Genomic DNA, 23358 nt, shown 5'->3' with positions numbered 1-23358 from the left:
GGGATTGGCTTAACCCGCCCGCGCCGAACCGTCCACGCGCGGCGCTTGAGAATCTCGTGCAGTTTCGACGCAGAACGCGATGTCGCGCACGAACGGGCCTCGGCAACCTCGGGACGGAAGGCGATTGTGTCGTCGAATTCACGCTGGGTGGGACGATTTTCGCGCGAAAGCGCTTACCTGTCAGCCGCATAGCGCTCTAGGGTCGAGGTTCGTTCCCTCGGAGATCCGCCCGTGAAGCGCCGTTCCTTTCTCGCCGCCGCCAGCGCGACAGCCCTGATGCCCATGATCGCCAAAGCCGCCACGCCCGCCCCCGCCTCGTCGAACCCGCTGCTGGCCCCCTGGACGGGTCCGCACGGCGGCCTGCCGCCGCTGGACAAGGTCAAGCCCGACCTATTCGCGGCCGCCTTCGAGGCGGCCATGACCGAGCAGCGCCAGGAGCTGTTCGCCCTGACCGCCAAGCGCTCGGCGCCGACCTTCGAGAGCATCCTGGCCGCCTACCAGGACTCGGGACGTACCCTCAACCGAGTGGCCTCGCTGTTTGGGGTGTTCACCTCGACCATGAACGACGCGGCCATGCAGAAGGTTGAGGCCGAGAGCACACCGAAGCTGGCGGCGTTCGGCGACGAGATCGTCCAGAACGAGCAGTTGTTCGCTCGCATCAAGGCCGTCTACGACGCCCGCGAGACCAGCGGCCTGACGCCCGAGCAGCAGCGCCTGACCTGGGTGACCTACAACTACTTCGCCCGCCAGGGCGCGGCGCTGGACGCGACCAAGAAGGCGCGCCTGGGCCAGATCAACCAGGCCCTGGCCAGCCTCTACACCAGGTTCAGCCAGAACGAGCTGGCCGACGAGGAGGGCTACACCCTGGAGCTGGCCGAGGGTGACCTGGCCGGCCTGCCGGACTCGGTGAAGGCCGGGGCCGCCGCCGCCGCCGAGGAAAAGGGCCTGAAGGGCAAGTGGCTGATCACCAACACCCGCTCGTCCATGGAACCCTTCCTGGTCTATTCCGACCGTCGCGACCTGCGCGAAAAGGGCTGGAAGCTGTGGGTGTCGCGCGGCGACAACAACGACGCCCATGACAACAAGGCGGTGATCACCGACATCCTCAAGCTGCGCGCCGAGAAGGCCCAGCTGCTGGGCTTCGAAACCTACGCCCACTGGATCACGGCCGACAACATGGCCAAGACCCCGGACGCGGCCATGGATCTGATGATGCAGGTCTGGAAGCCGGCCGTGGCGCGGGTCCACGAGGAAGTGTCCGACATGCAGAAGGTGGCTGACGCCGAAGGCGCGACCTTCAAGATCGCCCCCTGGGACTATCGCCACTACGCCGAGAAGGTGCGCAAGGCGCGCTACGACCTCGACCAGAACGCGGTCAAACCGTACCTGCAACTGGAGAAGCTGCGCGAGGCCATCCACTGGGCGGCGGGCCAGCTCTACGGTTTCACCTTCACCCAGATCAAGGACGTGCCGGTCTGTCATCCGGACGTGCGCGTGTGGGAAGTGACCAAGGGTCCCCAGCGCGTGGGCCTGTGGTACTTCGACCCCTACGCCCGGGCCGGCAAGCAGTCGGGCGCCTGGATGAGCGAGTACCGCACCCAGGAGAAGTTCAGGGGCGTGGTCACCCCGATCGTCTCCAACAACTGCAACTTCGTGAAGGGCAAGCCCGGCGAGCCGGTGCTGATCTCGTGGGACGACGCCTCGACCATGTTCCACGAGTTCGGCCACGCCCTGCACGGCCTGAACTCGGACGTGAACTATCCCGGTCTGGCCGGCACCAACGTGGCCCGCGACTTCGTGGAGTTCCCCAGCCAGCTGAACGAGCACTGGCTGCCGACCAAGCCGGTGCTGGAGAAATTCGCCGTCCACTACCAGACCGGCAAGCCGATCCCCGCCGACCTGGTGGCCAAGATCGAGAAGGCCAAGACCTTCAACCAGGGCTTCATCACGGTGGAGTACCTGTCGTCGGCCATCTACGACATGAAGATCCATCTGGCCGCCAAGGGTCAGGCCATCGACCCGGCGGCCTTCGAGACGTCGACCATGGCCGAGATCGGCATGCCGTCCGAGATCGTCATGCGCCACCGGCCCACTCAGTTCGGCCACATCTTCTCGGGCGACGGCTATTCGGCCGGCTATTACGACTACATCTGGGCCGACACCCTGACCGCCGACGCCGCCGAAGCCTTCGAGGAGGCGCCGGGCGGCTTCTACGACAAGGCCGTGGCCAAGCGCCTGCACGACGACATCATGAGCGTGGGCAACACCATCGACGCGGGCGAGGCCTTCCGCCGCTTCCGTGGTCGCGACGTCAAGATCGGCGCCCTGATGCGCAACCGCGGCTTCCCGGTTCCGCCAGGGGCGTAACAACGATTGGGGACATGCGCATGCGCATGTCCCCGCCTGTTTCGTGGCCCTTATCGTCGACTGTTTTCAGATATATCGAAAATCACTCTTGACGTTCGGTCAATCCGATATATCTAGAGTTCCGATATAACGAAACAGGATCTAAGACACACATGTTTGGACGTCATCACCATCACCACGGCCGCCACATTCATGGCGAGCACCACAGCCGTCATCCGTTCGGCTTCCACGGCCACGAAGGCCATCACCGTCGCGGCGGTCGCATGGGCCGGTTCTTCGACCACGGCGACCTGCGCCTGGTCGTGCTCAAGCTGATCGCCGACAAGCCCAGCCACGGCTACGAGCTGATCAAGGCCGTCGAAACCGCCGCCGGCGGCGCCTACACCCCCAGCCCGGGCGTGATCTATCCCACCCTGACCCTGCTGGAAGAGCTGGGCTACGTCACCGCGTCCGACGCCGGCGGCGGCAAGAAGCTCTACACGATCACCGACGAGGGCCAGGCCTTCCTGGAAAGCAACAGCCAGCCGGTCCACGGCCTGTTCACCCGCATGGCCGAAGCCGCCGCCCAGAGCGCCGCCTTCTCGCCGCAGATCATGCGGGCCCGCGAGAACCTCAAGACCGCGCTGCGCCTGAAGCTGACCTCCGGCGCCCTGACCCCCGAACAGGTCGCGGCGATCGCCAAGGTCATGGACGAGGCGGCCGCCGCCATCGAAGGGGTCTAGCCCATGCAGAGCCACGCCCGTCTCAACACCGACAAGGCCGCGCGCTACATGATCCAGTTGGCCAAGCACTGGAGCCACAAGTTCGAGGTGTCGTTCGACGACACCTCGGCCTTGATCCCGCTGCCGCTGGGAACCTGCAGCATGCTGGCGGATCCCGAAGGCCTGGACGTCACGATCGAGGCCGCCGACCTGGAGGCCCTGGCCAGGCTGGAAGACGTCGTCGCCGCGCACCTGCTGCGCTTCGCCTTCCGCGAGCCGGTCAAGCAGCTGGCCTGGACCCGCGCCTGGGAGGCCGGCCGCATCGATCCGCCGGCCCTGCGGATCAATCGTGTCGCCCCGTAACCGAGGCGCCCTCGGGGCGATGTCACAATTTTTTAACTTTGATCCTGGGACAGGCGATCAAACTTGCTTGCGCCTGCCCGTGAACGGGGGTTTCATCCGATTCAAGCTCCGGTAGAGGGCTTTGGAGGAAACCATGGGTCATGTGGTCCGCGGCGTTGCGTATCGCGCGCGCCAGGACGGCCGTCAGGGTCGTCTCGGCTGGCTTCTGCTTATTTCCGCTATCAATCTCGTGCTCTGGACCGGTGTGATCGCCCTGATCACGCGCGTGTCCTAGACAAGGCCGGCCTCAGCGCAGGCCGCGCAGCACGTCGATCCGCCGCATCGCCTTGCCGGGCAGGGCCGACATCGGCCCCAGCGGCAGCGCCTCGGCGACCTCGCGCAGGCCATAGACCGCCGTGCGGGCCAGGGTCGAGACCGAAGGCGCGCCCAGGAACCCGAACATCACGCCCTGCTGACGGTTCGACAGTTCGCGCTTGAATCGATAGTCGCCGGCCCCTAGGTCCAGGCGCTTGTAGGGACCGGTGTCCAGGCTCTTGAGGATGTCCTGGAACAGCAGCAGGCCCGGCGAATAGCGCTCGAACTTGGGATCGTGGGCGATCAGCCAGCCATGGATCGTGCCGCCGCCGCGCAGGTGGAAGTGCACGGCCGCCAGCTCGTCGCCCAGGTGCAGGGTGTAGAGCCCGCCGCCGAACGCCGGATCGCGGGTCTCAAGCAGCTCGTCCATCAGCCGCGTGACCCAGGGGGTCTTGAACAGGTCGGTCTGGCCGGTGGCGGCCAGCTGGGCCCGCTTCCAGACGATCAGCTGGTCGTAGTCGGCGCGCGAGTCCGACAGGGCGGTGAAGCGGGCGGGGCCGATCTCTCGCTCGGCCTTGCGGCGCTTCTTGTCGATGTCCTTCAGGACGCCGACCCCGGCCGCCTTGCGCTCGGCCTCGTAGGCGGCGTAGCCGTCGGCGACGTCGATCACCCACGAGGCGGCCTGGCCGCGACCTTGCCCGGCGAACGCCGGATCGTCGGCCTGCATGTGGCAGAAATCGAAGCGCGAGACGCCGGTCGCCCGCAGCATGGCGCGGGCGTCGGCGCGGAAACCGGGGTCGCGGGTCACTACGGCCTGGTAGTCGCACATCGGCGCGCCGACCGGCATGGCGGTGGAGCCGCGCTTGCGCACGGCCAGGAAGGCGGCGGGCTGACCGGCCATGTCGCGCTGGACGGCGACGCGGATGTCGCTGTGCGAGCCCTGGGCGCGCGCCACGGCCTGGGCCCACAGCGGCGACAGGAACGGGCTGTCGAAACGCGCCGCGCCGGCCTGGGCGGCCGACCAGGCCGCGCGGACCTCCGCGGGCAGTTCCAGGGCGGGGAAGACGTCGATCTTCAAGACAACCTCGATCCGGCTCGGGCCGGAAAGTGCGGCCGGACTATCGAGACATCTTGCCGGGCATAGATTGAACTAGGGTTTACGCCCCGAAGAACGCCGGTCTTCGGGCCCCTGTCCATCAGTCCATCAGCCGCCGGGACAGATAGACGTACTCCAGGGCCTGGCGGCGGGCGGTCTCGGCCAGGTTGGCGGCGCCCGCGTGCCCGCCGTCGATGTTCTCGTAATACAGCACCGGATAGCCCAGTTCCTCCAGCCGCGCGGCGGCCTTGCGGGCGTGGGCCGGGTGCACGCGATCGTCCTTGGTCGAGGTCTCGATGAACACCTCGGGATAGGGCTGGCCGGCCTTGAGGTTGGAATAGGGGTCGTATTTGGCGATCACCGCCCGCTCGGACGGGATGGCCGGGTCGCCGTATTCGCCCACCCACGAGGCGCCGGCCCCGATCTGGCTGTAGCGGATCATGTCGAACAGCGGCACCTGCACGACGACGGCGTTGTAGAGCTCGGGGCGCTGGGTCAGGGCCACGCCCATCAGCAGGCCGCCGTTCGACCCGCCCATGATCCCCAGATGGCGGGGCGAGGTGATCTTGCGGTCGATCAGGTCCTGGGAGACGGCGAAGAAGTCGTCATAGGCCTTCTGGCGGTTGGCTTTCAGGGCGGCGTCGTGCCAGGCCGGGCCGAACTCGCCGCCGCCACGGATATTGGCCACCACGTACGTGCCGCCGCGCTCCAGCCACAGCTTGCCCATCACCCCCGAATAGGCCGGGGTCATCGACACCTGGAAGCCGCCATAGGCGTAGAGCAGGGTCGGGGCCGAACCGTCGTACTTCACGGCCTTGGACCGCACGACGAAGTAGGGAATCTTGACGCCGTCGGTGCTGGTCGCCTCGAACTGCTCGACCACGTGGGTGGAGGCGTCGAACCGGGCCGGCGAGGCCTTGACCTGCTCCAGCGTCAGCGAGGCGGCGTCGGCCAGCCAGTAGGTCGAGGGCGTCAGATAGCCCGTGACGCTGACGAACAACCGGTCGTCCTTCTGCGAGGCCGAGCCCAGGCCGATGGTCGAGTTGGCCGGCAGGGCCAGCTTCTGGCGGGTCCACCCCTTGGGGCCGTGGCGGTAGACCAGGGCCGCGCCGGTGACGTTGTCCAGCAGGCCGACCACCAGCGTGTCGCGGGTGGTGGCGACGCCCTCCACCGACTGCCTGGCGGTGGGGCGCAGGACCAGGGTCGCGGCGGCCTTGACCGGATCGGCCTTGAAGGCGGCCAGGTCGAAGCTGATCAGGTCGCCGGTCTTGAAGCCGCGCTCGGGCCAGTCCTGCTCCAGGCCCACGACCAGCTGGCCGGCGACATAGCCCTGGACCGAGCTCTTCAGCGGCAGGGGCAGCTTCACCGCACCCTGGTCGGTCAGCAGATAGGTCTCGGCCTCGAAGAAGCTGACCGCGCGGTTGATCAGGGTGGCGACCACGCGGCCGTCGGCGTCGCGCAGGGCGTAGGCCGAGGCCGCGACGTCTTCGGGCGTTCCCCGGAACACCTCCTGGGCGTCGGCCAGGGCCTGGCCGCGCTTCAGCGTCTTGATCACATACGCGTAGCCCGACCGGGTCACCTGGCCCGGCTCCCACTCGCGAGCCACCAGCAGGGTGTCGCGGTCCAGCCAGCCGACGCTCTGCTTGCCCTCGGGCAGCGCGAAGCCGCCCGAAACGAAGGTCCTGGTCGTGGTGTCGAACTCGCGGACCGTCACCGCGTCCTTGCCGCCGTCCGAGAGGGTGAGCAGGCAGCGGGTCTCCTCGGGCGGCAGGCAGTCGGCGCCCTTGAACACCCAGTTGGCGTCCTCGGCCTTCGACAGGGCGTCGACGTCCAGGATCGTTTCCCACTGGGGCTCGGCGGTGCGGTAGCTGTCCAGCGTGGTCGCGCGCCAGATCCCGCGCACGTGGTCGGCGTCCTGCCAGAAGTTGCGCAAGGACCCGTCGCCGGCGAACGACACGCCCGCGATCCGGTCCTTGGCGTTGAGGATGGCCAGGGCCTGGCTTTCCAGCCCGGCATAGCGGGCGTCGCCCTGCAGGATCGCCAGGCTGCGGTCGTTCTGGGCCTTGGCCCAGGCCAGGGGGCGCTCGCCCTCGATCTCCTCCATCCAGATGTAGGGATCATCCTTGCCCAGCTCGGCCAGCGGCGTGCGGGTTTCCGTGTCGGCGGGGACGGGATCGGCGGCTTGGGCGGCTGGGGTCATGAGGCTCGTGCAGGCGAGGAGGGCGAGAAGCAGGTTACGCATCTAGGGATCCGGCGGCCGCTGTCACAGAGGCCCCGACGCTATCGGACGGCTCAGTCGCCGTCGTTGGGAATGTTCAGCACCTGGCCGCAGGCCTTGCAGTGCACGGCGTCGGGGTCGTGCTTGCGCAGGCCGCAGCAGGGGCAGGGAAAGGTCACCTTGTGCGGTCGCAGGATCGACTGGATCAGGCCGATGAACAACGACACCCCGCCCAGCATCACCGCCATCGACAGCAGCTTGCCCCACACCCCGGGCAGGGTGACATCGCCATAGCCGGTGGTCGTCAGGCTGGTGACGGTGAAATAGAGGGCGTCGACATAGCCGCCGATCCCCGCGTGGCGTCCGGCGAAGCTGGAATAGACGAAGCCCGTCACCACGAAGACGAAGGTGACCAGGGTGGAGGCCGCGCGGGTGATCTGCTCCACCCGCGTGTCGTCGTAACGCCGGCCGATCGTGCGCCAGAAGAACTCGCTGTGGATCAGCGTCCACAGCCGCACCACCCGCAGGAAGCCGAAGTTGAACAGCCAGGCCGGGAACAGCAGGGTGGCCAGCACGAACAGGTCGATCCAGGTGATCGGTTTCTTGAGCCAGGCCTTGATCTCGCCGTGGGCGATGGCGCGGGCCAGGAGGTCCAGGGCCAGGAACGCCGCCACCCCGTAGTCGATGGCGTAGAAGGTCAGGCCGTGGCGGCGCATCAGCGGCGCGGCGATGAAGAAGGCGATGATCGCCAGGTCTATGACGATGATCCCGTAGCGGAACCGCACGGCGGCGGGCGAGGCGCCGTGATAGAGCGCCCGGAGGCGGGCTCGGAGACGCAGGCCTTCGGTGTTTTCGACTGTCAAACGGATCATCCCGGGCGGCCATGGGTTCGTCCCATGGAACGACACGATACAAGGTCGGGACCTATGAGGGCTGATCTTTGTCTTCCCTTGCGCATTCGAGCTGGGGCCATGGCGCGGGCCTGACCTACAATGGCTTCATGGCGTCGGCGCGGCTTTCCAACAGGCCTGGCCGATGCGACTTCATTTCCGCGCGCAACTCCAAAAGGGTGGTTCTCGTCGGCCCCTTCGGCGTCTTGCCGAGTTGCTCGTCGATCTTGGCCAGGACCGCGTCGTTCAGCGCGAGGGCGGCCCGGACCCCCTCGAGCATCAGCACGCGAAGGTCGTTGCCTCGGCGGATCTTGCGGCGACGGGGCGGCTTGGACTTGGGCATGGGGTTCTCCGTTCTCGAGGGATTGCGGCGGACACGGGTCTTCGACCTCGGGCTTTCGCGGCGAGTGGGATGAGGAGGCGCGGAGCGGCCGGGCCAGGCCCGGAGACCGTGGGTTTAGAGTTTGCGTTTCGGCGTGGACCAACCGCTCCGCGAAACCGTTTTTACCGAGGGACGGCGACTGAGGGCCTGTTTCATCCCGGTCGACATTCCCCCTCGGGCGGGCAGGATCAAAGTCGCCCGGAAGGGGCCGTCAGCGACTCCGACAGATCCTGGAACAGGCCGGTTTTGCTTCCCGGCCCCGTCGACCCGCGCAGATCCCGGCGAGGTTTCGGTGGGTCCCGGATCTATCCGCGAACAGACCCACACCGGCCTCGCGCAAGGCCTGCGCGGCCCCGCTCGGTTTCATCTCCATCGCCGCTTCGGGTCGGTACCAAGCGCCCTCCTCCGCGACGGAGACAAGATCATTGTGCGACGGGTTTGAGCGCCGAGGGCTTGTGACGCTGATTTTTCTTCAGGGCGTTGAAAGGGTTGGGGTTCTTTGTGGAAGTCGCGGGGATCCACATCGCTCCATCCCCACAAACGCCCTTCCCTCCCTCACGCCGAGATCGCGTGCAGCTCCGCGGCGTGGGCGCGCAGCCAGCGCCGGTGCGGCGCCGGGTCGCCCGAGAGCTTCTCGCACAGAGCCCAGAACTTCGGCCCGTGATTGGCCTCGATCAGGTGGGCGCATTCGTGGGCCACGACGTAGTCGGCGACGTCGAACGGGGCCAGCACCAGCCGCCAGCTGTAGCGGATCGCCGCCGGGTGGCCGGGGCGGGCGGGGCGGCACGAGCCCCAGCGGGCCTTGGGGTCGGCAATGGCCACCGAGGGCATGGGCCGATCCAGGGCGGCGGCGTGGTGGGCGGTGCGCTCGGTCAGGCGGGTCAGGGCCTCGCGCTTGGCCAGGCGCAGAATCTTCAGCGACCAGGTGCTGTCGTCGGGCGCGATCAGGGCGTCTTCGGTCATCTTCGGCCGGCCGGGACCGACCTCCAGCCGATAGGGCTTGCCCAGCAGGCGCAGGATCCCGCCCGGAGCGATGATCTGGCGGTTGGGCAGGGCGGCCAGCTGGCCGGCGATCCAGTCGGCCTTTTCATGGGCGAAGGCCACGGCCTCCGACAGCCGGCGCGGGGTGGGGGCCAGGGCCACCACCTCGGACTTGGCCCGGTCGACCCGCAGCGAGATCCGCCGGGCCCGGCCGTCGACCTTCAGCCGCACCGCGCAGCCGCGCACGTCCAGCCGGTCACCGTCGGCGTAGCGTTGCGGGCGGAAGAGGTTCATGTCCTCTAGATCGCCCTTGGCCCCGCTTCGCGCAAGACGCCCTAGGTGTTGAAGTTCGGGTCGCTCTTGCGGATGAAGTCGCGGACGCGGGGATAGATCTCCTCGCGGAACCGGCGGCCGTTGAACACGCCGTAGTGGCCGACGCTGGGCTGGACGTAGTCTTCCTTCAGGGCCTCGGGAATGGCCGAGCACAGGGTGTGGGCCGCCTGGGTCTGGCCGATGCCGGAGATGTCGTCGTTCTCGCCCTCCACCGTCATCAGGCCGATGTCGGTGATCAGGTCGGGCCGCACCAGCCGGCCGCGATGGGTCAGCTCGCCCTTGGGCAGCAGGTGCTGCTGGAAGACGATGTCGATGGTCTGGAGGTAGAACTCCTCGGTCAGGTCCAGCACCGACAGGTATTCGTCGTAGAACTCCAGGTGCTTGTCGGCGCTGTCGCCGTCGCCCTTCACCAGGTCCTGGAAGTAGCGCTGGTGCGCCTGCTGGTGCTTCTCGGCGTTCATGCTCATGAAGCTGGCCAGCTGGACGAAGCCCGGATAGACGCGCCGGCCCATGCCCGGATAGGGCGGAGGCACGGTGTAGATCATGTTGGACTGAAACCAGGCGAAGGGCTTTTCCTCGGCCAGGTTGTTGGTCACGGTCGGCGACAGGCGCGCGTCGATCGGCGAGCCCATGAAGGTCATGCTGGCCGGGCGCGACGGGTCGTTGTCCTCGGCCATCAGGGCGGCGGCGGCCAGGACCGGCGGGCCGGGCTGGCAGACGGCCACCACGTTGGGGCGCGGCCCCAGGGCCGACAGCATCTGGCGAATGTGGTCGATATAGTCGTGGAAGTCGAAGCGGCCCTGCAGGACCGAAACCTCGCGGGCGTTGACCCAGTCGACGATGAACACCGCGTGGTCGGGCAGGAAGGCCTCGACCGTGCCCCGCAGCAGGGTCGCGTAGTGACCCGAAAGGGGCGCGACGATCAGCACGGCGGGGTCGAGGCTGAACTTGCCGGCTCGGCGCATGTCGGCCATGTCGCGGTCGAACTGGATCACGCGGGCCCAGGGGCTTTCCCAGACTACGGTGGGGCGCACCCGCACGTCGACCTGGCCGATCTTGACCGTGTCGATGCGCCAGTCGGGCTTGCCGTAGCGGCGGGTGACGTTCGAGAACAGGTCGGCGCCGGCGTGGATACGGCGGCCAAGATCGGTCTCGGCCGCCGGGTTCAGGGGCGAGCCCCAGAAGTCCCGCGCGGCGCGAGCCGCCAGGCGAAGAGGCGTTGAGGCGTAAAAGCTTGCCTCATGCAGGGCGTACAGCATGGCGCATCCAGTATGTTGCGATGCAACATAACACGCCAAACCCTAAGAGAGTACAGACTTCCGGTAGCGGTACAGGGTCGCGGGGCGAGCGGCCTAGCGGCCGTCCATCGCGTCCTTGATCTGCCGGGCGATCTCCTCGGGCGGCAGGTTGTAGGCGATCACCTTGTCGAACCGGCCCTTGGGATCCATCAGATAGATCGCCGTGGAGTGGTCGACGCTGTAGTCGGGCCCGTCGCCGACGGCCTTGTAGTAGACGCGATAGGCCTTGGCGGCGGCGGCCACCTGGGCGGGCGTGCCGGTCAGGCCGACGATGGTCTTCGGCAGGGTGGGGCCCGACAGGAAGGTCTTCAGCTGTTCGGGATTGTCGCGGCCGGGATCGACCGAGATGAAGACGATCTTGAGGTCCTTGGCCTTGGGGCCCAGCTGGTCGCTGGCGGCGGCCAGGGCCTGCAGGGTGCCGGGGCAGACGTCCGGGCAATAGGTGAAGCCGAAGAACACCGCGTTCCACTGGCCCTTCAGCGTCGCCTCGGTGGTCGGCTTGCCGTTCTGGTCGACCAGCTGGAAGGGGCCGCCCACCAGCGAGGGCGGCGGCGCCTTGTCGAAAACGCCCGACTTGAAGATCAGCCCGCCGGCCAGCAGCACGGCCAGCAGACCGGCCAGAATCGCGATCAACCGATGACGCGGCATGGGCGTTGAACCTTTCGCTCTCGCCAGACGAGATTTTCTAGCCTTATGGTGCGACATGGCTGACGCGTCTCTGAAGAATGCGCCGCATGGTTCGCCTCGAACGGGGCTCGATAAGCCTGACGTCGAGGCGACGCAAGACGAGGACTGGTCCTGGGCGGGGCCAGGCCTGCGTCGCGGACGCTTAAGGGTCCGCACCCTGATCGCCCAGCGCTGGATCATGGTGGTCGGTCAGGCCGTCGCCGTGCTGGTGGCCGGCCTGGTGCTGGACCTGAAGATTCCCTACGCCCTGTGCTTTTCCCTGATCGCGGCGTCGGCCTGGCTGAACGTGCTGATCGGCCTGGCGTTCGGCGGCCAGCGGATGGCGCGCGAGGGCGAGGCCACGCTGCAGATCGCCTTCGACACCCTGCAACTGGCGGGGATGCTGTATCTGACCGGCGGGATCATCAATCCGTTCTCGCTGCTGCTGATCGCCCCGGTCACCCTGGCCGCGGCCACCCTGCCGGCCCGGTTCGCCGCGGCGATCGGGGCCCTGGCCGTGGCGGCCTGCGTGGTGCTGGCCTTCTTCAGCCTGCCGATTCCCTATCGGCCGGCGGCGGGGCCGGGACCCCTGCCCGGCGGCATGACCCTGATGACCATCGTGCTGGCGCGGATCCTGGGGATCGCCCTGACCGGCGCCTATGCCTGGCAGGCGGCGACCGAGTCGGCGCGGATGGAGCTGGCGCTGAACGTCACCGAGACGGTGCTGGCCCGCGAGCAGCGGCTGTCGGCCCTCGGCGCCCTGGCCGCCGCCGCGGCCCACGAGCTGGGCACGCCGCTGGCCACCATCTCGGTCGTGGCCCGCGAAATGGTCCGCAACGCCCCCGACGAGCAGACCCGCGAGGACGCCGAGCTGATGATCGGCCAGGCCGCGCGCTGCCGCGAGATCCTGGCCCGCCTGACCGAGATGCCCGAGGCCAAGGACGCCGTGCACGAGCGCATCAGCCTGGTGCAGCTGGTCCACGAGGTGATCGAGCCGCACATGATCCATGGCGTCCGGGTCGAGGCGGTGGTCAACGGCCCGCCCGGCGATTCCGCGCCCGACATCTGGCGGCGGGCCGAGATCCTTCACGCCCTGACGACGATCGTCGAGAACGCGGTCGACTTCGCCCGGGCCGAGGTGATCGTGGTGGCCCGCTTCGACGCCCGCGCGGTGGTGATCGAGGTGCGCGACGACGGCCCCGGCTTCTCGCCCGAGATCCTGGCCAAGCTGGGTGAGCCCTATGTGACTTCCCGTCCGGGGGCGGAGGGATCCAGGACCGGTCACATCGGCATGGGCCTGGGCTTCTTCATCGCCAAGACGCTGCTGGAACGAACTGGCGCCACCGTGGATTTCAAGAACGGTCGACGTGGCGGCGCCGTGGTCGCGGCGCGTTGGCCAAGGTCGGCGCTGGAGGCGCCGGCGATCGTCGGAGCAAGCGAGCTGTAATGAAACACTTGCGGCGCTTGGCATTTGGGCAACAAGATAGCTCGCTCGTGGCCCGGTTGAGTGTCGGCGTTGGGAGGCGCTGAAATTTCATGGCGGATATCGGTGAAATGGTCGCGGCGCTGCCCGACAAGTCCCTACTGCTTCTCGACGACGACGCGCCCCTGCGGACGCGATTGGGTCGAGCCCTCGAACAGCGCGGATTTGCGGTGACGCTTTGCGCGTCGGTCGCCGAGGCGATGAGCGCCTTGCGAACCCAGGCGCCGGCCCACGCCGTGCTCGACATGCGGCTGGAGGACGGCACGGGCCTGAAGGTGGTCGAGGCGGTCCGCGACGTGCGGCCCGACGCCAAGGTCATCATGCTGACCGGCTACGGCAACATCGCCACCGCCGTGGCGGCGGTGAAGGCCGGGGTCATCGACTATCTGTCCAAGCCGGCCGACGCCGACGACGTGGCCCGCGCCCTGTTGGCCGCCAAGGACGCCGCCCCGACGCCGCCCGAAAATCCGATGAGCGCCGACCGGGTGCGCTGGGAACACATCCAGCGGGTCTACGAGATGTGCGGCCACAATGTTTCGGAAACCGCGAGGCGGCTGAACATGCACCGCCGGACCCTGCAGCGGATCCTGGCGAAGCGCGCGCCGCGCTAAAGACATAGGACCTCCCCCTGTGGGGGAGGCGATCGCGCAGCGATCGGTGGGGGGAGTTCGGGGTCGTCGATCCGATCCGGGCTCGCCGATCACGCCCCCCACCGTCGGCCTGCGGCCGCCACCTCCCCCATGGGGGGAGGTCGGCTCGTTTCACATCGCCGAAATACCGCCGTCCAGCTTCAGCTCCGCGCCGGTCATGAACTTGCTCTCGTCGCTGGCCAGGTAGAGCACGGCGTTGGCGATGTCGTTGGGCTCGCCGATGTGGCCCAGCGGGATCTGGCGACCCAGCTTGGCGTGGGCTTCCTCCTTGCCCAGGCGCTGGCTCAGCGGGTCGAGGATCGGCGTGTCGATGAAGGTCGGGTGGATCGAGTTGGAGCGGATATCCAGCCCCATCTTGGCGCAATAGAGCGCGATGTTCTTGGAGAGCAGCCAGACCCCCGCCTTGGAGGCGTTGTAGGCCGGCGAATTGTGGTTGGCGATCAGGCCGGCGATCGAGCTGATGTTGATGATCGAGCCCGGCTGGTGGGCGCGCATGTATTTCAGGGCGTGCTTGGCGCCCAGGAAGACGCTGTCGACATTGATCGACATGATCTTCTTCCAGAGGTCGAACTCCATCTGTTCCAGCGGCTTGTCGCCCGCCACGCCGGCGTTGTTGAGCAGCACCGAGATCCCGCCCATGGCCGCGTCGGCCTTTTCCAACGCCTCGATCCACTGGTCTTCCTGGGTGACGTCCAGCGCGAAGGCGAAGGCCGTGCCCGCGCCGTGGGCGGCGTTGATCTCGGCGGCCACGGCCTGGGCGCCGGCGAAGTTGATGTCGGCGAGGCTGACCTTGGCGCCTTCCTGCGCCAGGCGGCGGCCGGCGGCGGCCCCGAGCCCCTGGGCCCCACCGGTGATGAAGGCCTTCTTGCCGGCGACCCGGCCCGTGCTCTGCGCCATTTGCGGCGTCCTCCCGTTATAATTCAAACGATAGTTTGAACTGTACTCCTCCCCCGCGCAACGGGGGAGGTGGCGCGCCGCGAATACGCGGCGTGACGGAGGGGGCGCCGCGCTCTAGGCCACCTCGTCCATGAACCGCGCCATCTCCACGTCCAGGGCGCTGACGCCGTCGGCGTCGTGGGTGGTCAGCACCACCTCGACCCGGTTGTAGACGTTGAACCATTCCGGATGATGGTCGATCTTGTCGGCCTTCAGGGCGACGCGGGTCATGAAGCCGAAGGCCTGGTTGAAGTCGGCGAACTTGAAGGTCTTGGAAATCGCGTCCTTCTCGGCGACCGAGGCCCAGCCCGGCAGCTGGGAGAGGGCGGCGGCGGCGCCGATCTTGGCGGGGCGGGACATGGCGACTCCTGAAGTTCGACTTTCTCGACCCTTCAGAACGCCAAACCGGTCGCCGCCGCAAGGTCCTCCAGCAACTGGGCCTCGGTGGTGACCTTGATGGCGGTCATGCCCAGGGCCGCCGCCGGCTTGCAGTTGACCCCCAGGTCGTCGAGATAGACGCAAGCCTCGGGCGCTACCGCCAGCAGGTCGCACATCATTTCGTAGATGCGCGGATCGGGCTTGCGCACCCCGGCCCTGGAGCTTTCCAGCACCGCGTCGAACTGGGCGAAGATCTCGGCGATCGCCCGGGCCTTCTCGACCGAGCCGGCCATGCCCGTGCCGTGGCCGGTGACGATGTTGTTGGTGATGCAGCCGACCTTGAACCGCGCCTTGCAGGTCTTCAGCGCCGCCACCACGCGGGGCCGCACGTCGCCGGACAACAGCGGCAGCACCTGCGCGCCACGCAACGGATGGCCCAGGCGCGTGGCCTCCTCCAGGAACATCGCGTCGAAGGCCTCAGCGTCGATCTCGTTGCGCTCGAACAAGGCCCAGGCGTTGGTGTCGGGATCGGCGGCGTTGACCCGGCGGATGAAGTCCTGGGGCAGGCCGGCCCGCGCCTCGTACCGCCGGAAGGCCTCGAACGGCGAGGTGGTGAACACCCCGCCGAAATCCCAGATCACCGCCTCGATCGCCATATGATCCTCAAACAACTGTTTGATTCACGCTAGGCGGCGAAGGGCGCTCTGGCAATCGTCCCATGAATCTTCATGGCCAAGCTCGCGCCAAAGGCGAAAGCGGGCGAAAGCACGCTTGGGCTCTGATTTGTTAACTTTCTGGAGTTTTCGCCATGATCGCCCGCCTGCCGTCCCTGCTGGTTCTCGTCGCCGCCGTCGCGTGCGGCGCGTCCGGCGTGGCGTCGGCCCAGGACAGACCGGGCGAATGCGCCACGCGGCGCGTCACCGGCCCGGGCGGAGCCTATCGCTGGGACCGCGTCGAGTGCCAGGCCCCGTCGGGCTGGAGCGATTTCGATCGCTGGGGCTACGACCGCCGGCCGTTGGACGTGGTGGACGGTCCGCTGCGAGGCGACCGCTACGGCCACTGGAGCCAGCCGGGCCGCGAAGACGGTCGAGGTTACGACCGACAGGCCGACGACGGCCGTTATGCTGAAGCCTATCCGACTTACCGCGTCGCCGGTCGCGACGCCGACGGCTTCCTGGTCTGGCCAGGCAAGCTGCCGTGAAGACTCATGTTTTTGGCCCGAGGATTGCGTCGGGGGGAGCTTGACGCATCAATTCGGGACGGGGGGACTATCCACTATGCGCACGCCGAGCAAACCGCTCTTCAAGACCTATGAAATCATCGCCATCGTCGCCTTCGTGGTGGCCGCGATCGGCGTCGGCAGCCTACGGCTGGTCTACTAGGCCGAGTTCCGGGGCCGAAAACCTCGTCCTTCGACAAGCTCAGGATGAGGTTTTCGAATGCCGGCGCCTGCAATGGTCCTCATTCCTGAGCTTGTCGAAGGACGAGGACCACGCACGGTCTTTGACCGTCGATGACACTAGCCTACCGCCAAGGCCGATCGATTTCGGAACATAAGGACCCCGTCCGCGCGTTGTGGACGGGTATCCGGAGGTTCCACCCTGACCACGCTCGCCCCCAATCCCCCATCCACACGCGGGCCCAGCCTCGCCGCGCGCCTGCGCGGCCTGCCGCCGCGCGCCCGCTGGGGGATGATCGGCGCGATCCTGCTGACCGCCGCGATCGTGATCTTCCTGGTGCTGTTCGACTGGAACTGGTTCCGGGGCCCGCTGGGCCGGTTCGCCTCGGCGCGGCTGGACCGCGAGGTGGTGATCACTGGCGACCTGCGCGTCCACCCCTGGTCGTTCTCGCCCAAGGCCGAGGCCTATGGCGTCAGGATCGCCCAGCCCGACTGGGCGTCCAAGGCCGATCCCAAGGGCGCGCCGGCCGGAACACCCCCCTCCAAAGACTATATGGCGAAGGTCGATCGCATCGCCGTGCAGATCAAGATCCTGCCCTTGCTGAAGGGCGACGTGATCCTGCCGCTGCTGGCCGTCGACCGGCCGGACGTGAAGCTGCTGCGCGAGAAGTCGGGCCAGGCCAACTGGACCTTCGGCGATCCCAACGCGCCCAAGAAACCGCTGAAGCTGCCGGCCATCCAGCACTTCATCATCAATGACGGCCAGCTGCGCTACGAGGACCAGCAGCGCGACATCTTCTTCCTGGGCACGGTCAGCTCCAACGAGCACGCCAGCGCCGACGGGCGCGGCAAGTTCGTGTTGGAGGGCAAGGGTCAGCTGAACCGCTCGCCGTTCACCGCCCTGGTCACCGGCGGTCCGCTGCTGAACATCTCGCCCAACCGGCCCTATCCGTTCGACGCCAAGGTCGACGCCGGCTCGACCCACGTCACGGCCAAGGGCGACATCACCAAGCCGTTCAATCTGGGCCTGTTCGAGACCCAGCTGAGCGTTTCCGGCAGCGACCTGAACCGCCTCTACGCCCTGACCGGCCTGACCCTGCCCAATACCCCGCCCTACAAGATCAGCGGCCACCTGACCCGTAAGGGCGAGCGGTTCGACTTCAAGCAACTGAACGGCCGGATCGGCGACAGCGACGTGTCGGGCGACCTGTTCGTGCTGATGGGCAAGGAACGGCCTTATCTGGAGGCCGACCTGCAGTCCAAGCGCCTGGACTTCGACGACCTGGGCAGCCTGGTCGGCGCCGCCCCGGCCACCGGAAGGGGCGAGACCGCCTCGGCCGGCCAGAAGGTGGAGGCCGGCCAGCGCGACGCCACCCAGCGCCTGCTGCCCGACGCCACCCTGCAGGTCGACCGCGTCAAGGCCATGGACGCCAAGGTCAAGTACCGCGCCCTGGCGGTCAACGCGCCCAACCTGCCCCTGAAGAAGGTCCGCCTGGACCTGACGCTCGACAAGGGCGTGCTGACCATGGATCCGATCGCCTTCACCTTCTCGCGCGGCGATCTTTCCGGAAAGGTGCGGCTGGACGCCAATCCCAAGGTGCCGCGCACCGACCTGGACATGCGCCTGACCAACGCCAAGCTCGAGGACTTCATCACCATCAAGACCGACGGCAAGGCGGCGATCGAAGGCGGGGTCATGGCCCGCGCCAAGCTGACCGGCTACGGCAATTCGGTACACCGCGCCGCCTCGACCGCCAATGGCCAGGTGACCTTGGTGTCGCCCAAGGGCGAGATCCGCCAGGCCTTCGCCGAGCTCTTGGGCGTCAACGCCTCCAAGGGCCTGATCATGCTGCTCAGCAAGGACAACAAGGAGACCAGCGTCCGCTGCGCCGTGGCCGATTTCAGCGTCAAGGACGGGATCATGACCTCCAACCAGATCGTCGCCGACACCGGCGTGGTGCTGGCGCGGGGCAAGGGTACGATCGACCTGCGGAACGAGCGGCTGGATCTGAAGATCGACGGCGACAGCAAGAAGCCGCGCCTGGTGCGGCTGTTCATCCCGATCACCATTCGCGGGCCGTTCATGGCCCCGAAGGTCGGGCTCGAGGCCGGCGGGGCCGTGGCCCAGGGCGGCGTCGCCGTCGCGCTGGGAACCCTGCTGTCGCCGTTGGCCGCCATCCTGCCGTTCGTCACCGGCGGCGAGGCCAAGGACGCCGACTGCGCCAGCCTGGTCGCCGAGGCCCGCAGCGACGGCGCTCCGGTCAAGGTGGCCCAGACGACGCCCGCGAAGGTGAAGAAATAGGCCTAGACCCGCCGGAAGAAGAATACCTTCGCCGCCCCGTATTCCCGCGCGTCCAGCCGCTCGAACCCTGTCGGCGCCGGGTCGGGCTCGTCGCGGCCGCGCTCGAACATCACGATGGCGCCGGGGGTCAGCCAGTCGCCGGCGGCCAGGGCGTCCAGGGCCTTTTCGCCCAGGCCCTTGGCGTAGGGCGGATCCAGGAAGGCGATGTCGAACGGCGCGCCGATGCTGCCGGGACGCGCGCCGGGATCGGTGGCGTCGCGCCGATGCACCCGGGCCTGGCCGAACAGGCCGAAGGCTTCCATGTTCTCGCGGATCGCGCCGCGCGCGGCGTCGTCGGTCTCGACGAACAGGCAGAAGCTGGCCCCGCGCGACATCGCCTCTAGGCCCAGGGCGCCCGATCCGGCGAACACGTCGATCACCCGCGCGCCGTGCAGTTCGGGGGCCCAGGCGGCGTGCTCGAGGATGTTGAACACCGCCTGCCGGGCGCGGTCGGAGGTGGGGCGGGTCTTGTCGCCCGGCGGGGTGACGATGGCCTTGCCGCGATACTGGCCCGAGACGATGCGCATGAGGTCAGCCTTCGGCGGCGTGGATGGCCGCGGGCTGGACGCGCCGCGCCATCAGGCGGTTGACCAGCGACAGCCCGGCCACGACCACGGCCATGCCCAGCCAGCCCCAGGGCGTATGGGTGATGATGCTGAGAAAGGTCAGGCCGCACATCAGCCCAGGCAGCAGGGCCACGCGGGTCAGCACATAGGCCTTCTCGGCGGCCGGCATCGGTTCGGAGAGTCCGGCGAACAGGGCGGCGTAGCCCCAGGCCAGGGCGTGGGCCAGGCCGATGGCGGTCACCAGGCCGACATAGACCATCACCGACGCCGCCGTGCCGTTCTCCCACAGAAGCTCGGTCCCCAGGGGCAGCAGGGCCAGCAGGCCCAGCATCAGCAGGTTCAGCACGTCCAGGACGCCGTCGGCCCGGCGCAGGCGCGAAAAGGTGCGGCGGTGGGCGATCCAGTTGACGCCCACGACGGCGAAGCTGACGGCGTAGGCCATCAGCTTGTGTTGCATCTGGCTCAGCAGGTCGGCGACGCTGGTCCAGTGCTCGGGCGGATGGATCTCGATGGCCAGCAGGGTGATGGCGATCGCGAACACCGCGTCCGAAAACAGGATCAGGCGGTGAAGGTGCTGTGCTTCCTTGTGGGTGGTGTCGGTCATGCGCGCCCCGGTTTATGCCCCGATGTGTGCCGCGCGCCGGCTGTCGCGGCAAGTGACGTGTCGCGCGGCTTGCGTCGCGGGCGCTGAACGCCTAGCGATTGATCCAGGCCTGGAACGAAAAACAGTGGTGCTAGCAGAGCTTCGACGGTCGCCGTTCCTGGACGATCTGACGCCGGACGATCGGCGAGTCGTTCCGCTGCTGCTGACCCTGCCCATCGGCGTGATCGCGGCCTTGCTGGCGGCGTTGATCTGCGGCGTGGCGGTGGTTCTGGCCTTCGCGGTGGGCGGCGGCGACGATGGGGCGATGGCCCTGATCAGTCGCGGCGAGACCCCGGTCGGCCTGACCCAGATCACCTTCGTGGTCAGCATGCTGGCCTTCGTGAACGGCGGCATGGCCCTGGCCTTCGTCGGCGTGGCCGCCGTGCTGCATCACCGCCGCCTGGCCAGCTACTTCACCGCCGCGCCCCGGTTCCGCTGGCGGCTGCTGCTGCTGGGCCTGGGCCTGTTCGCGGTGACGATCGGACCGTTGCTGCTGGCCTCGGCGGCGCTGGATCCCAAGGCCCCCGGCGCGCCGATCCTGGCGATCAGCCCGCACCTGGGCGGACGCCTGGCCTATGCGGCCATCGCCGTGGCCCTGCTGCTGGTCGCGGCCGCCGCCGAGGAGCTGGTGTTCCGGGGCTGGCTGGTGAAGGTCGTCGGCGCCTGGTTCTCCGATCCGCGCGGCGTCCTGGTGCTGAGCGGCCTGCTGTTCTCGGCCATCCACTTCGATCCCAATCTGGACGCCTTCCTGGTGCGCCTGGCCATGGGCGTGGGTCTGGCCTGGATGACCCTGCGCCTGGGCGGCATCGAGTTCGCCGTCGGTGTCCACGCGGCCAACAACATCCTGATCCTGCTGTTCATCCAGCCCATGAGTCTGAAGCCCGACGCGCCGCACGCCTTCCCGCCCGAGACCCTGGTCATCGCGCCGCTGATGCTGGCGGGCTATGTGGCCATGGCCGAGATCGTCGCGCGCTGGGAGCCCCTGCGGCGCTGGACCCGGCTGGCGATCCCTTAGGGTTACGACCAGCGCAGCGGCGGCGCCTCGTCCTTCAGGGCCAACAAGCTTTCACGTAGCCGCGCCATGAAGGTGGGTCGGTCGCCGGTCCAGATCAGCGGCTCGCCCACCAGCACCGCGCAGTTCAGGGGTGCGGGGATCGCCTCGCCCTTGGGCAGGACGCGGCCGGCGCCCTGGATCCACACCGGCGTCACCGGCGCCTCGGGAAAGGCTTCGGCCAGACGCGCCACGCCGCCCTTCAACTGGCCCAACTCGTCGCCGTCGCCGCGCGTGCCCTCGGGAAAGACCACGACGATGTCGCCGGCCGCTAGGGCCGCGCGGGCCGGGGCCAGGACGTCTTCTCCTGAGCTGGCCTTCAGCCGGGCCACCGGCACGATGCCGATCACATGGCGCGAGAACCAGCCGATCACCGGATCGCGCAGGAAGTAGTCGGCCGCCGCCACCGGTCGCACGCGGGACACGGCGCGGGAGGGGAAGATGGCCAGCAGCAGCAGGGTGTCGACATGGCTGGAATGGTTGGCCGCGACGATGGCCGGCCCCTTCAGCGGCAGGCGCTCGCGGCCCGTCACGTCGGCCCCGGTCAGGAACAGCGCCAGGGGGCGGGCGACCAGCACCAGCAACAGGAACCGCAGCCAGCCCATGGTCAGAACTTATCCAGAGCAAACAGCGCCAGCAGGTGGAAGTAGAGCGGTGCGGTGAAGGTCAGGCTGTCGGCGCGATCCAGCACGCCGCCGTGGCCGGGAATGGCGTGCGAGGTGTCCTTGACCCCAATGTCGCGCTTGACCGCGCTCATGGTGACGTCGCCGGCGAAGCCCGCCACGGGCAGGGCCATCGCGACGACCAGCAGGCCATGGCCGGCCAGCGGCGTGAACACCGGTCCGGCGAACCAGATCAGCAGGCCCGTCGCCAGCCAGCCGCCCAGGAAACCCTCCCAGGTCTTGTTGGGGCTGACCGTGGGCGCGATCTTGTGACGGCCCAGCAGCTTGCCGAACACGTACTGGGCCACGTCGTTGAACTCGGTGACCAGCAGCAGGAAGAACACCAGGCCCGCCGCGCCGGCCGGCAGTGTGTCGGTGTTCGGCGTCCGCATCAGAAACGCCGCGAAGCCCAGGTTGTAGACGCAGGTCACCAGGCCCCAGTGGAAGGTGGCGGCGGTGGTCAGGAAGCCGCGCGTCTGGCCCAGCATGGCCATCAGGAACGGCAGGCCCAGGAACGTCCAGACCGGGATGAACACCAGGTAGAACATGTAGCGGTCGGCGGCGATGAAGCCGTAGGCGGCCGTCAGGGCCAGATAGGCCGCCAGGATCGCGGGGCGATCCTCCTTGCGGATCGGGGCCAGGGACAGGAACTCGCGCAGGGCCATGAACGAGATCAGGGCGAAGACCACGACGGTGGCCTGCCAGCCCAGCAGCAGGGCCCCGGCCAGCAGGGCGACCATCACCCACCAGCTGGCGATGCGCTGGCGCAGCTCGCGATAGTCCTGGCCAGGCCTCAGCGCGGTCAGCGCCGTGGCGATCGCCCCGGCGACGCTGAGCAGGGCCACCACGCCGGCCAGGCCGATCAGCAGCACGGGCGGCTGGGCGGCGAAGAAGGCTCGAACGGTCGCGACGATGTCCAATGCGGCTCCTGCCAACGCGCCGCCTGGCGGTGAACCCGTTTAGCTATAGCCTAGTTCTCGTCACGAAGGAGAGCGTCGCATGACTCAGGACAACCGTCGCCCGTTGAAGGTGCGCGACGCCGCCTTCGCCCGCCGGCTGGCCGGGCGCCTGGCCGCCGCCAAGGTCAGCCCGGACGCGATCTCGGCGACCAGCGTCGCCTTCGCCGCTCTGGGCGCGGCGCTGATCATGGCGGCCGGGGCGCTGGACGGCTGGGTCTTGCGGGCGCTGCTGCTGTTGCTGGCGGCGGCGAGCATCCAGGCGCGGCTGTTGTGCAACCTGCTGGACGGGATGGTGGCGGTCGAGCATGGACGGGCCAGTCCCGCCGGGCCGATCTGGAACGAGCTGCCCGACCGGATCGCCGACGTGCTGCTGTTGGCCGGGGCCGGCTACAGCGCGCAGTCGGCGGGGATTGTCGGCGGCGGCGCGCTGGGCTGGATCGCGGCGGTGCTGGCGGTGCTCACCGCCTATGTCCGCGAACTGGGCCGGGGCCTGGGCCAGCCCGCCGACTTCTCCGGTCCGATGGCCAAGCAGCAGCGCATGGCGACGCTGACGGCGTTCTGCCTGATCGCCATGTTCGAACCGCTGTGGCGCGGCCACGGCCTGACGCTGTTCTGCGGCCTGCTGGTGATCGTTGTGGGAAGCCTGATCACCGTGGTCAAACGGACGGGAAACCTGGCGCGGGGTCTGAGGGGCTGACCCG

General features: G+C 68.3%; 24 protein-coding genes. 10 read left to right on the top strand and 14 right to left on the bottom strand.

The window, feature by feature from the left end; translation table 11 throughout:
- Positions 1-231 precede the first annotated feature (231 nt).
- The 4 genes from G3M62_RS23530 to G3M62_RS23515 all read left to right on the top strand — a co-directional run bounded on the left by G3M62_RS23530 (position 232) and on the right by G3M62_RS23515 (position 3705).
- Positions 232-2367 (top strand): M3 family metallopeptidase, encoded by a 2136-nt coding sequence (locus G3M62_RS23530; RefSeq protein ID WP_205691926.1) that lies wholly within the window; start codon positions 232-234, stop codon positions 2365-2367.
- A gap of 152 nt (positions 2368-2519) precedes the next feature.
- Positions 2520-3089: a PadR family transcriptional regulator gene (locus G3M62_RS23525; RefSeq protein ID WP_165190965.1), complete on the top strand. Its 570-nt coding sequence runs from the start codon at positions 2520-2522 to the stop codon at positions 3087-3089.
- Positions 3090-3092: 3 nt separating this feature from the next.
- Positions 3093-3431 carry a DUF2218 domain-containing protein gene (locus G3M62_RS23520; protein ID WP_165190964.1) on the top strand — a complete coding sequence of 113 codons (339 nt, stop codon included), beginning with the start codon at positions 3093-3095 and terminating at the stop codon, positions 3429-3431.
- A gap of 133 nt (positions 3432-3564) precedes the next feature.
- Positions 3565-3705 carry a hypothetical protein gene (locus tag G3M62_RS23515; protein ID WP_165190963.1) on the top strand — a complete coding sequence of 47 codons (141 nt, stop codon included), beginning with the start codon at positions 3565-3567 and terminating at the stop codon, positions 3703-3705.
- A 12-nt stretch (positions 3706-3717) separates the two neighbouring features.
- On the opposite strand, the gene G3M62_RS23510 is transcribed toward G3M62_RS23515, so the two are convergent.
- The 7 genes from G3M62_RS23510 to G3M62_RS23480 all read right to left on the bottom strand — a co-directional run bounded on the left by G3M62_RS23510 (position 3718) and on the right by G3M62_RS23480 (position 11571).
- Entirely contained in the window at positions 3718-4803 is a 1086-nt protein-coding gene (locus tag G3M62_RS23510; RefSeq protein ID WP_165190962.1) for a GNAT family N-acetyltransferase, read from the bottom strand.
- A 118-nt stretch (positions 4804-4921) separates the two neighbouring features.
- On the bottom strand, positions 4922-7063 hold the full coding sequence (locus tag G3M62_RS23505) for a prolyl oligopeptidase family serine peptidase (protein ID WP_165190961.1): 2142 nt from the start codon (positions 7061-7063) through the stop codon (positions 4922-4924).
- Between the two features lie 50 nt (positions 7064-7113).
- Positions 7114-7911, bottom strand: a complete 798-nt coding sequence (locus G3M62_RS23500) for a potassium channel family protein (RefSeq protein WP_165190960.1) — start codon at positions 7909-7911, stop codon at positions 7114-7116.
- 115 nt (positions 7912-8026) lie between these two features.
- Positions 8027-8272, bottom strand: a complete 246-nt coding sequence (locus G3M62_RS23495; protein WP_165190959.1) for a hypothetical protein — start codon at positions 8270-8272, stop codon at positions 8027-8029.
- Positions 8273-8866: 594 nt separating this feature from the next.
- A complete protein-coding gene (locus G3M62_RS23490) occupies positions 8867-9586 on the bottom strand; it encodes a M48 family metallopeptidase (RefSeq protein ID WP_165190958.1) in 720 nt (239 codons plus the stop codon).
- Positions 9587-9627: 41 nt separating this feature from the next.
- The gene (locus tag G3M62_RS23485; protein ID WP_165190957.1) at positions 9628-10884 is read right to left on the bottom strand and encodes a polyhydroxyalkanoate depolymerase; all 1257 of its coding nucleotides are present in this window, start codon (positions 10882-10884) and stop codon (positions 9628-9630) included.
- Positions 10885-10977: 93 nt separating this feature from the next.
- Positions 10978-11571 carry an SCO family protein gene (locus G3M62_RS23480; RefSeq protein WP_165190956.1) on the bottom strand — a complete coding sequence of 198 codons (594 nt, stop codon included), beginning with the start codon at positions 11569-11571 and terminating at the stop codon, positions 10978-10980.
- Between the two features lie 55 nt (positions 11572-11626).
- Between G3M62_RS23480 and G3M62_RS23475 the strand changes: the two genes are divergently transcribed.
- Together G3M62_RS23475 and spdR are read left to right on the top strand one after the other, a co-directional pair.
- The gene (locus G3M62_RS23475) at positions 11627-13036 is read left to right on the top strand and encodes an ActS/PrrB/RegB family redox-sensitive histidine kinase (protein WP_165190955.1); all 1410 of its coding nucleotides are present in this window, start codon (positions 11627-11629) and stop codon (positions 13034-13036) included.
- Positions 13037-13125: 89 nt separating this feature from the next.
- Positions 13126-13683, top strand: a complete 558-nt coding sequence (spdR, locus tag G3M62_RS23470; protein WP_165190954.1) for a stationary phase response regulator transcription factor SpdR — start codon at positions 13126-13128, stop codon at positions 13681-13683.
- Positions 13684-13833: 150 nt separating this feature from the next.
- On the opposite strand, the gene G3M62_RS23465 is transcribed toward spdR, so the two are convergent.
- From G3M62_RS23465 to G3M62_RS23455, 3 genes are all read right to left on the bottom strand, one after another.
- Positions 13834-14619 (bottom strand): SDR family oxidoreductase, encoded by a 786-nt coding sequence (locus G3M62_RS23465; RefSeq protein WP_165190953.1) that lies wholly within the window; start codon positions 14617-14619, stop codon positions 13834-13836.
- A 114-nt stretch (positions 14620-14733) separates the two neighbouring features.
- Complete coding sequence (locus G3M62_RS23460) at positions 14734-15018, bottom strand: 4a-hydroxytetrahydrobiopterin dehydratase (protein WP_165190952.1); 285 nt, start codon at positions 15016-15018, stop codon at positions 14734-14736.
- A gap of 32 nt (positions 15019-15050) precedes the next feature.
- Positions 15051-15692, bottom strand: a complete 642-nt coding sequence (locus G3M62_RS23455) for an HAD-IA family hydrolase (protein ID WP_165190951.1) — start codon at positions 15690-15692, stop codon at positions 15051-15053.
- A 152-nt stretch (positions 15693-15844) separates the two neighbouring features.
- Here G3M62_RS23455 and G3M62_RS23450 point away from each other — a divergent pair, with 152 nt between their 5' ends.
- Complete coding sequence (locus G3M62_RS23450; protein WP_165190950.1) at positions 15845-16237, top strand: hypothetical protein; 393 nt, start codon at positions 15845-15847, stop codon at positions 16235-16237.
- A gap of 490 nt (positions 16238-16727) precedes the next feature.
- Positions 16728-18737 carry an AsmA family protein gene (locus G3M62_RS23445; RefSeq protein ID WP_165190949.1) on the top strand — a complete coding sequence of 670 codons (2010 nt, stop codon included), beginning with the start codon at positions 16728-16730 and terminating at the stop codon, positions 18735-18737.
- A 2-nt stretch (positions 18738-18739) separates the two neighbouring features.
- Here the strand turns inward: G3M62_RS23445 and rsmD are convergent, their stop codons facing one another.
- Positions 18740-19303 (bottom strand): 16S rRNA (guanine(966)-N(2))-methyltransferase RsmD, encoded by a 564-nt coding sequence (gene rsmD, locus G3M62_RS23440; RefSeq protein ID WP_165190948.1) that lies wholly within the window; start codon positions 19301-19303, stop codon positions 18740-18742.
- Between the two features lie 4 nt (positions 19304-19307).
- Complete coding sequence (locus G3M62_RS23435; protein WP_165190947.1) at positions 19308-19946, bottom strand: TMEM175 family protein; 639 nt, start codon at positions 19944-19946, stop codon at positions 19308-19310.
- Between the two features lie 127 nt (positions 19947-20073).
- Here G3M62_RS23435 and G3M62_RS23430 point away from each other — a divergent pair, with 127 nt between their 5' ends.
- On the top strand, positions 20074-21000 hold the full coding sequence (locus tag G3M62_RS23430; protein ID WP_165190946.1) for a CPBP family intramembrane glutamic endopeptidase: 927 nt from the start codon (positions 20074-20076) through the stop codon (positions 20998-21000).
- A gap of 2 nt (positions 21001-21002) precedes the next feature.
- On the opposite strand, the gene G3M62_RS23425 is transcribed toward G3M62_RS23430, so the two are convergent.
- Both G3M62_RS23425 and G3M62_RS23420 read right to left on the bottom strand, forming a co-directional pair.
- Positions 21003-21641, bottom strand: a complete 639-nt coding sequence (locus G3M62_RS23425) for a lysophospholipid acyltransferase family protein (protein ID WP_165190945.1) — start codon at positions 21639-21641, stop codon at positions 21003-21005.
- Positions 21642-21643: 2 nt separating this feature from the next.
- A complete protein-coding gene (locus tag G3M62_RS23420; RefSeq protein WP_205691925.1) occupies positions 21644-22618 on the bottom strand; it encodes a phosphatidate cytidylyltransferase in 975 nt (324 codons plus the stop codon).
- Positions 22619-22697: 79 nt separating this feature from the next.
- Between G3M62_RS23420 and G3M62_RS23415 the strand changes: the two genes are divergently transcribed.
- On the top strand, positions 22698-23354 hold the full coding sequence (locus tag G3M62_RS23415; RefSeq protein WP_165190944.1) for a CDP-alcohol phosphatidyltransferase family protein: 657 nt from the start codon (positions 22698-22700) through the stop codon (positions 23352-23354).
- The last annotated feature ends 4 nt before the right edge of the window (positions 23355-23358 follow it).

The organism is Caulobacter soli, from assembly GCF_011045195.1.
In the GTDB taxonomy this organism is placed as follows: Bacteria; Pseudomonadota; Alphaproteobacteria; order Caulobacterales; family Caulobacteraceae; genus Caulobacter; species Caulobacter soli.
The sequence above is the reverse complement of the archived record's forward strand: the minus strand, read 5'-3'. Positions and strand labels throughout refer to the sequence as shown.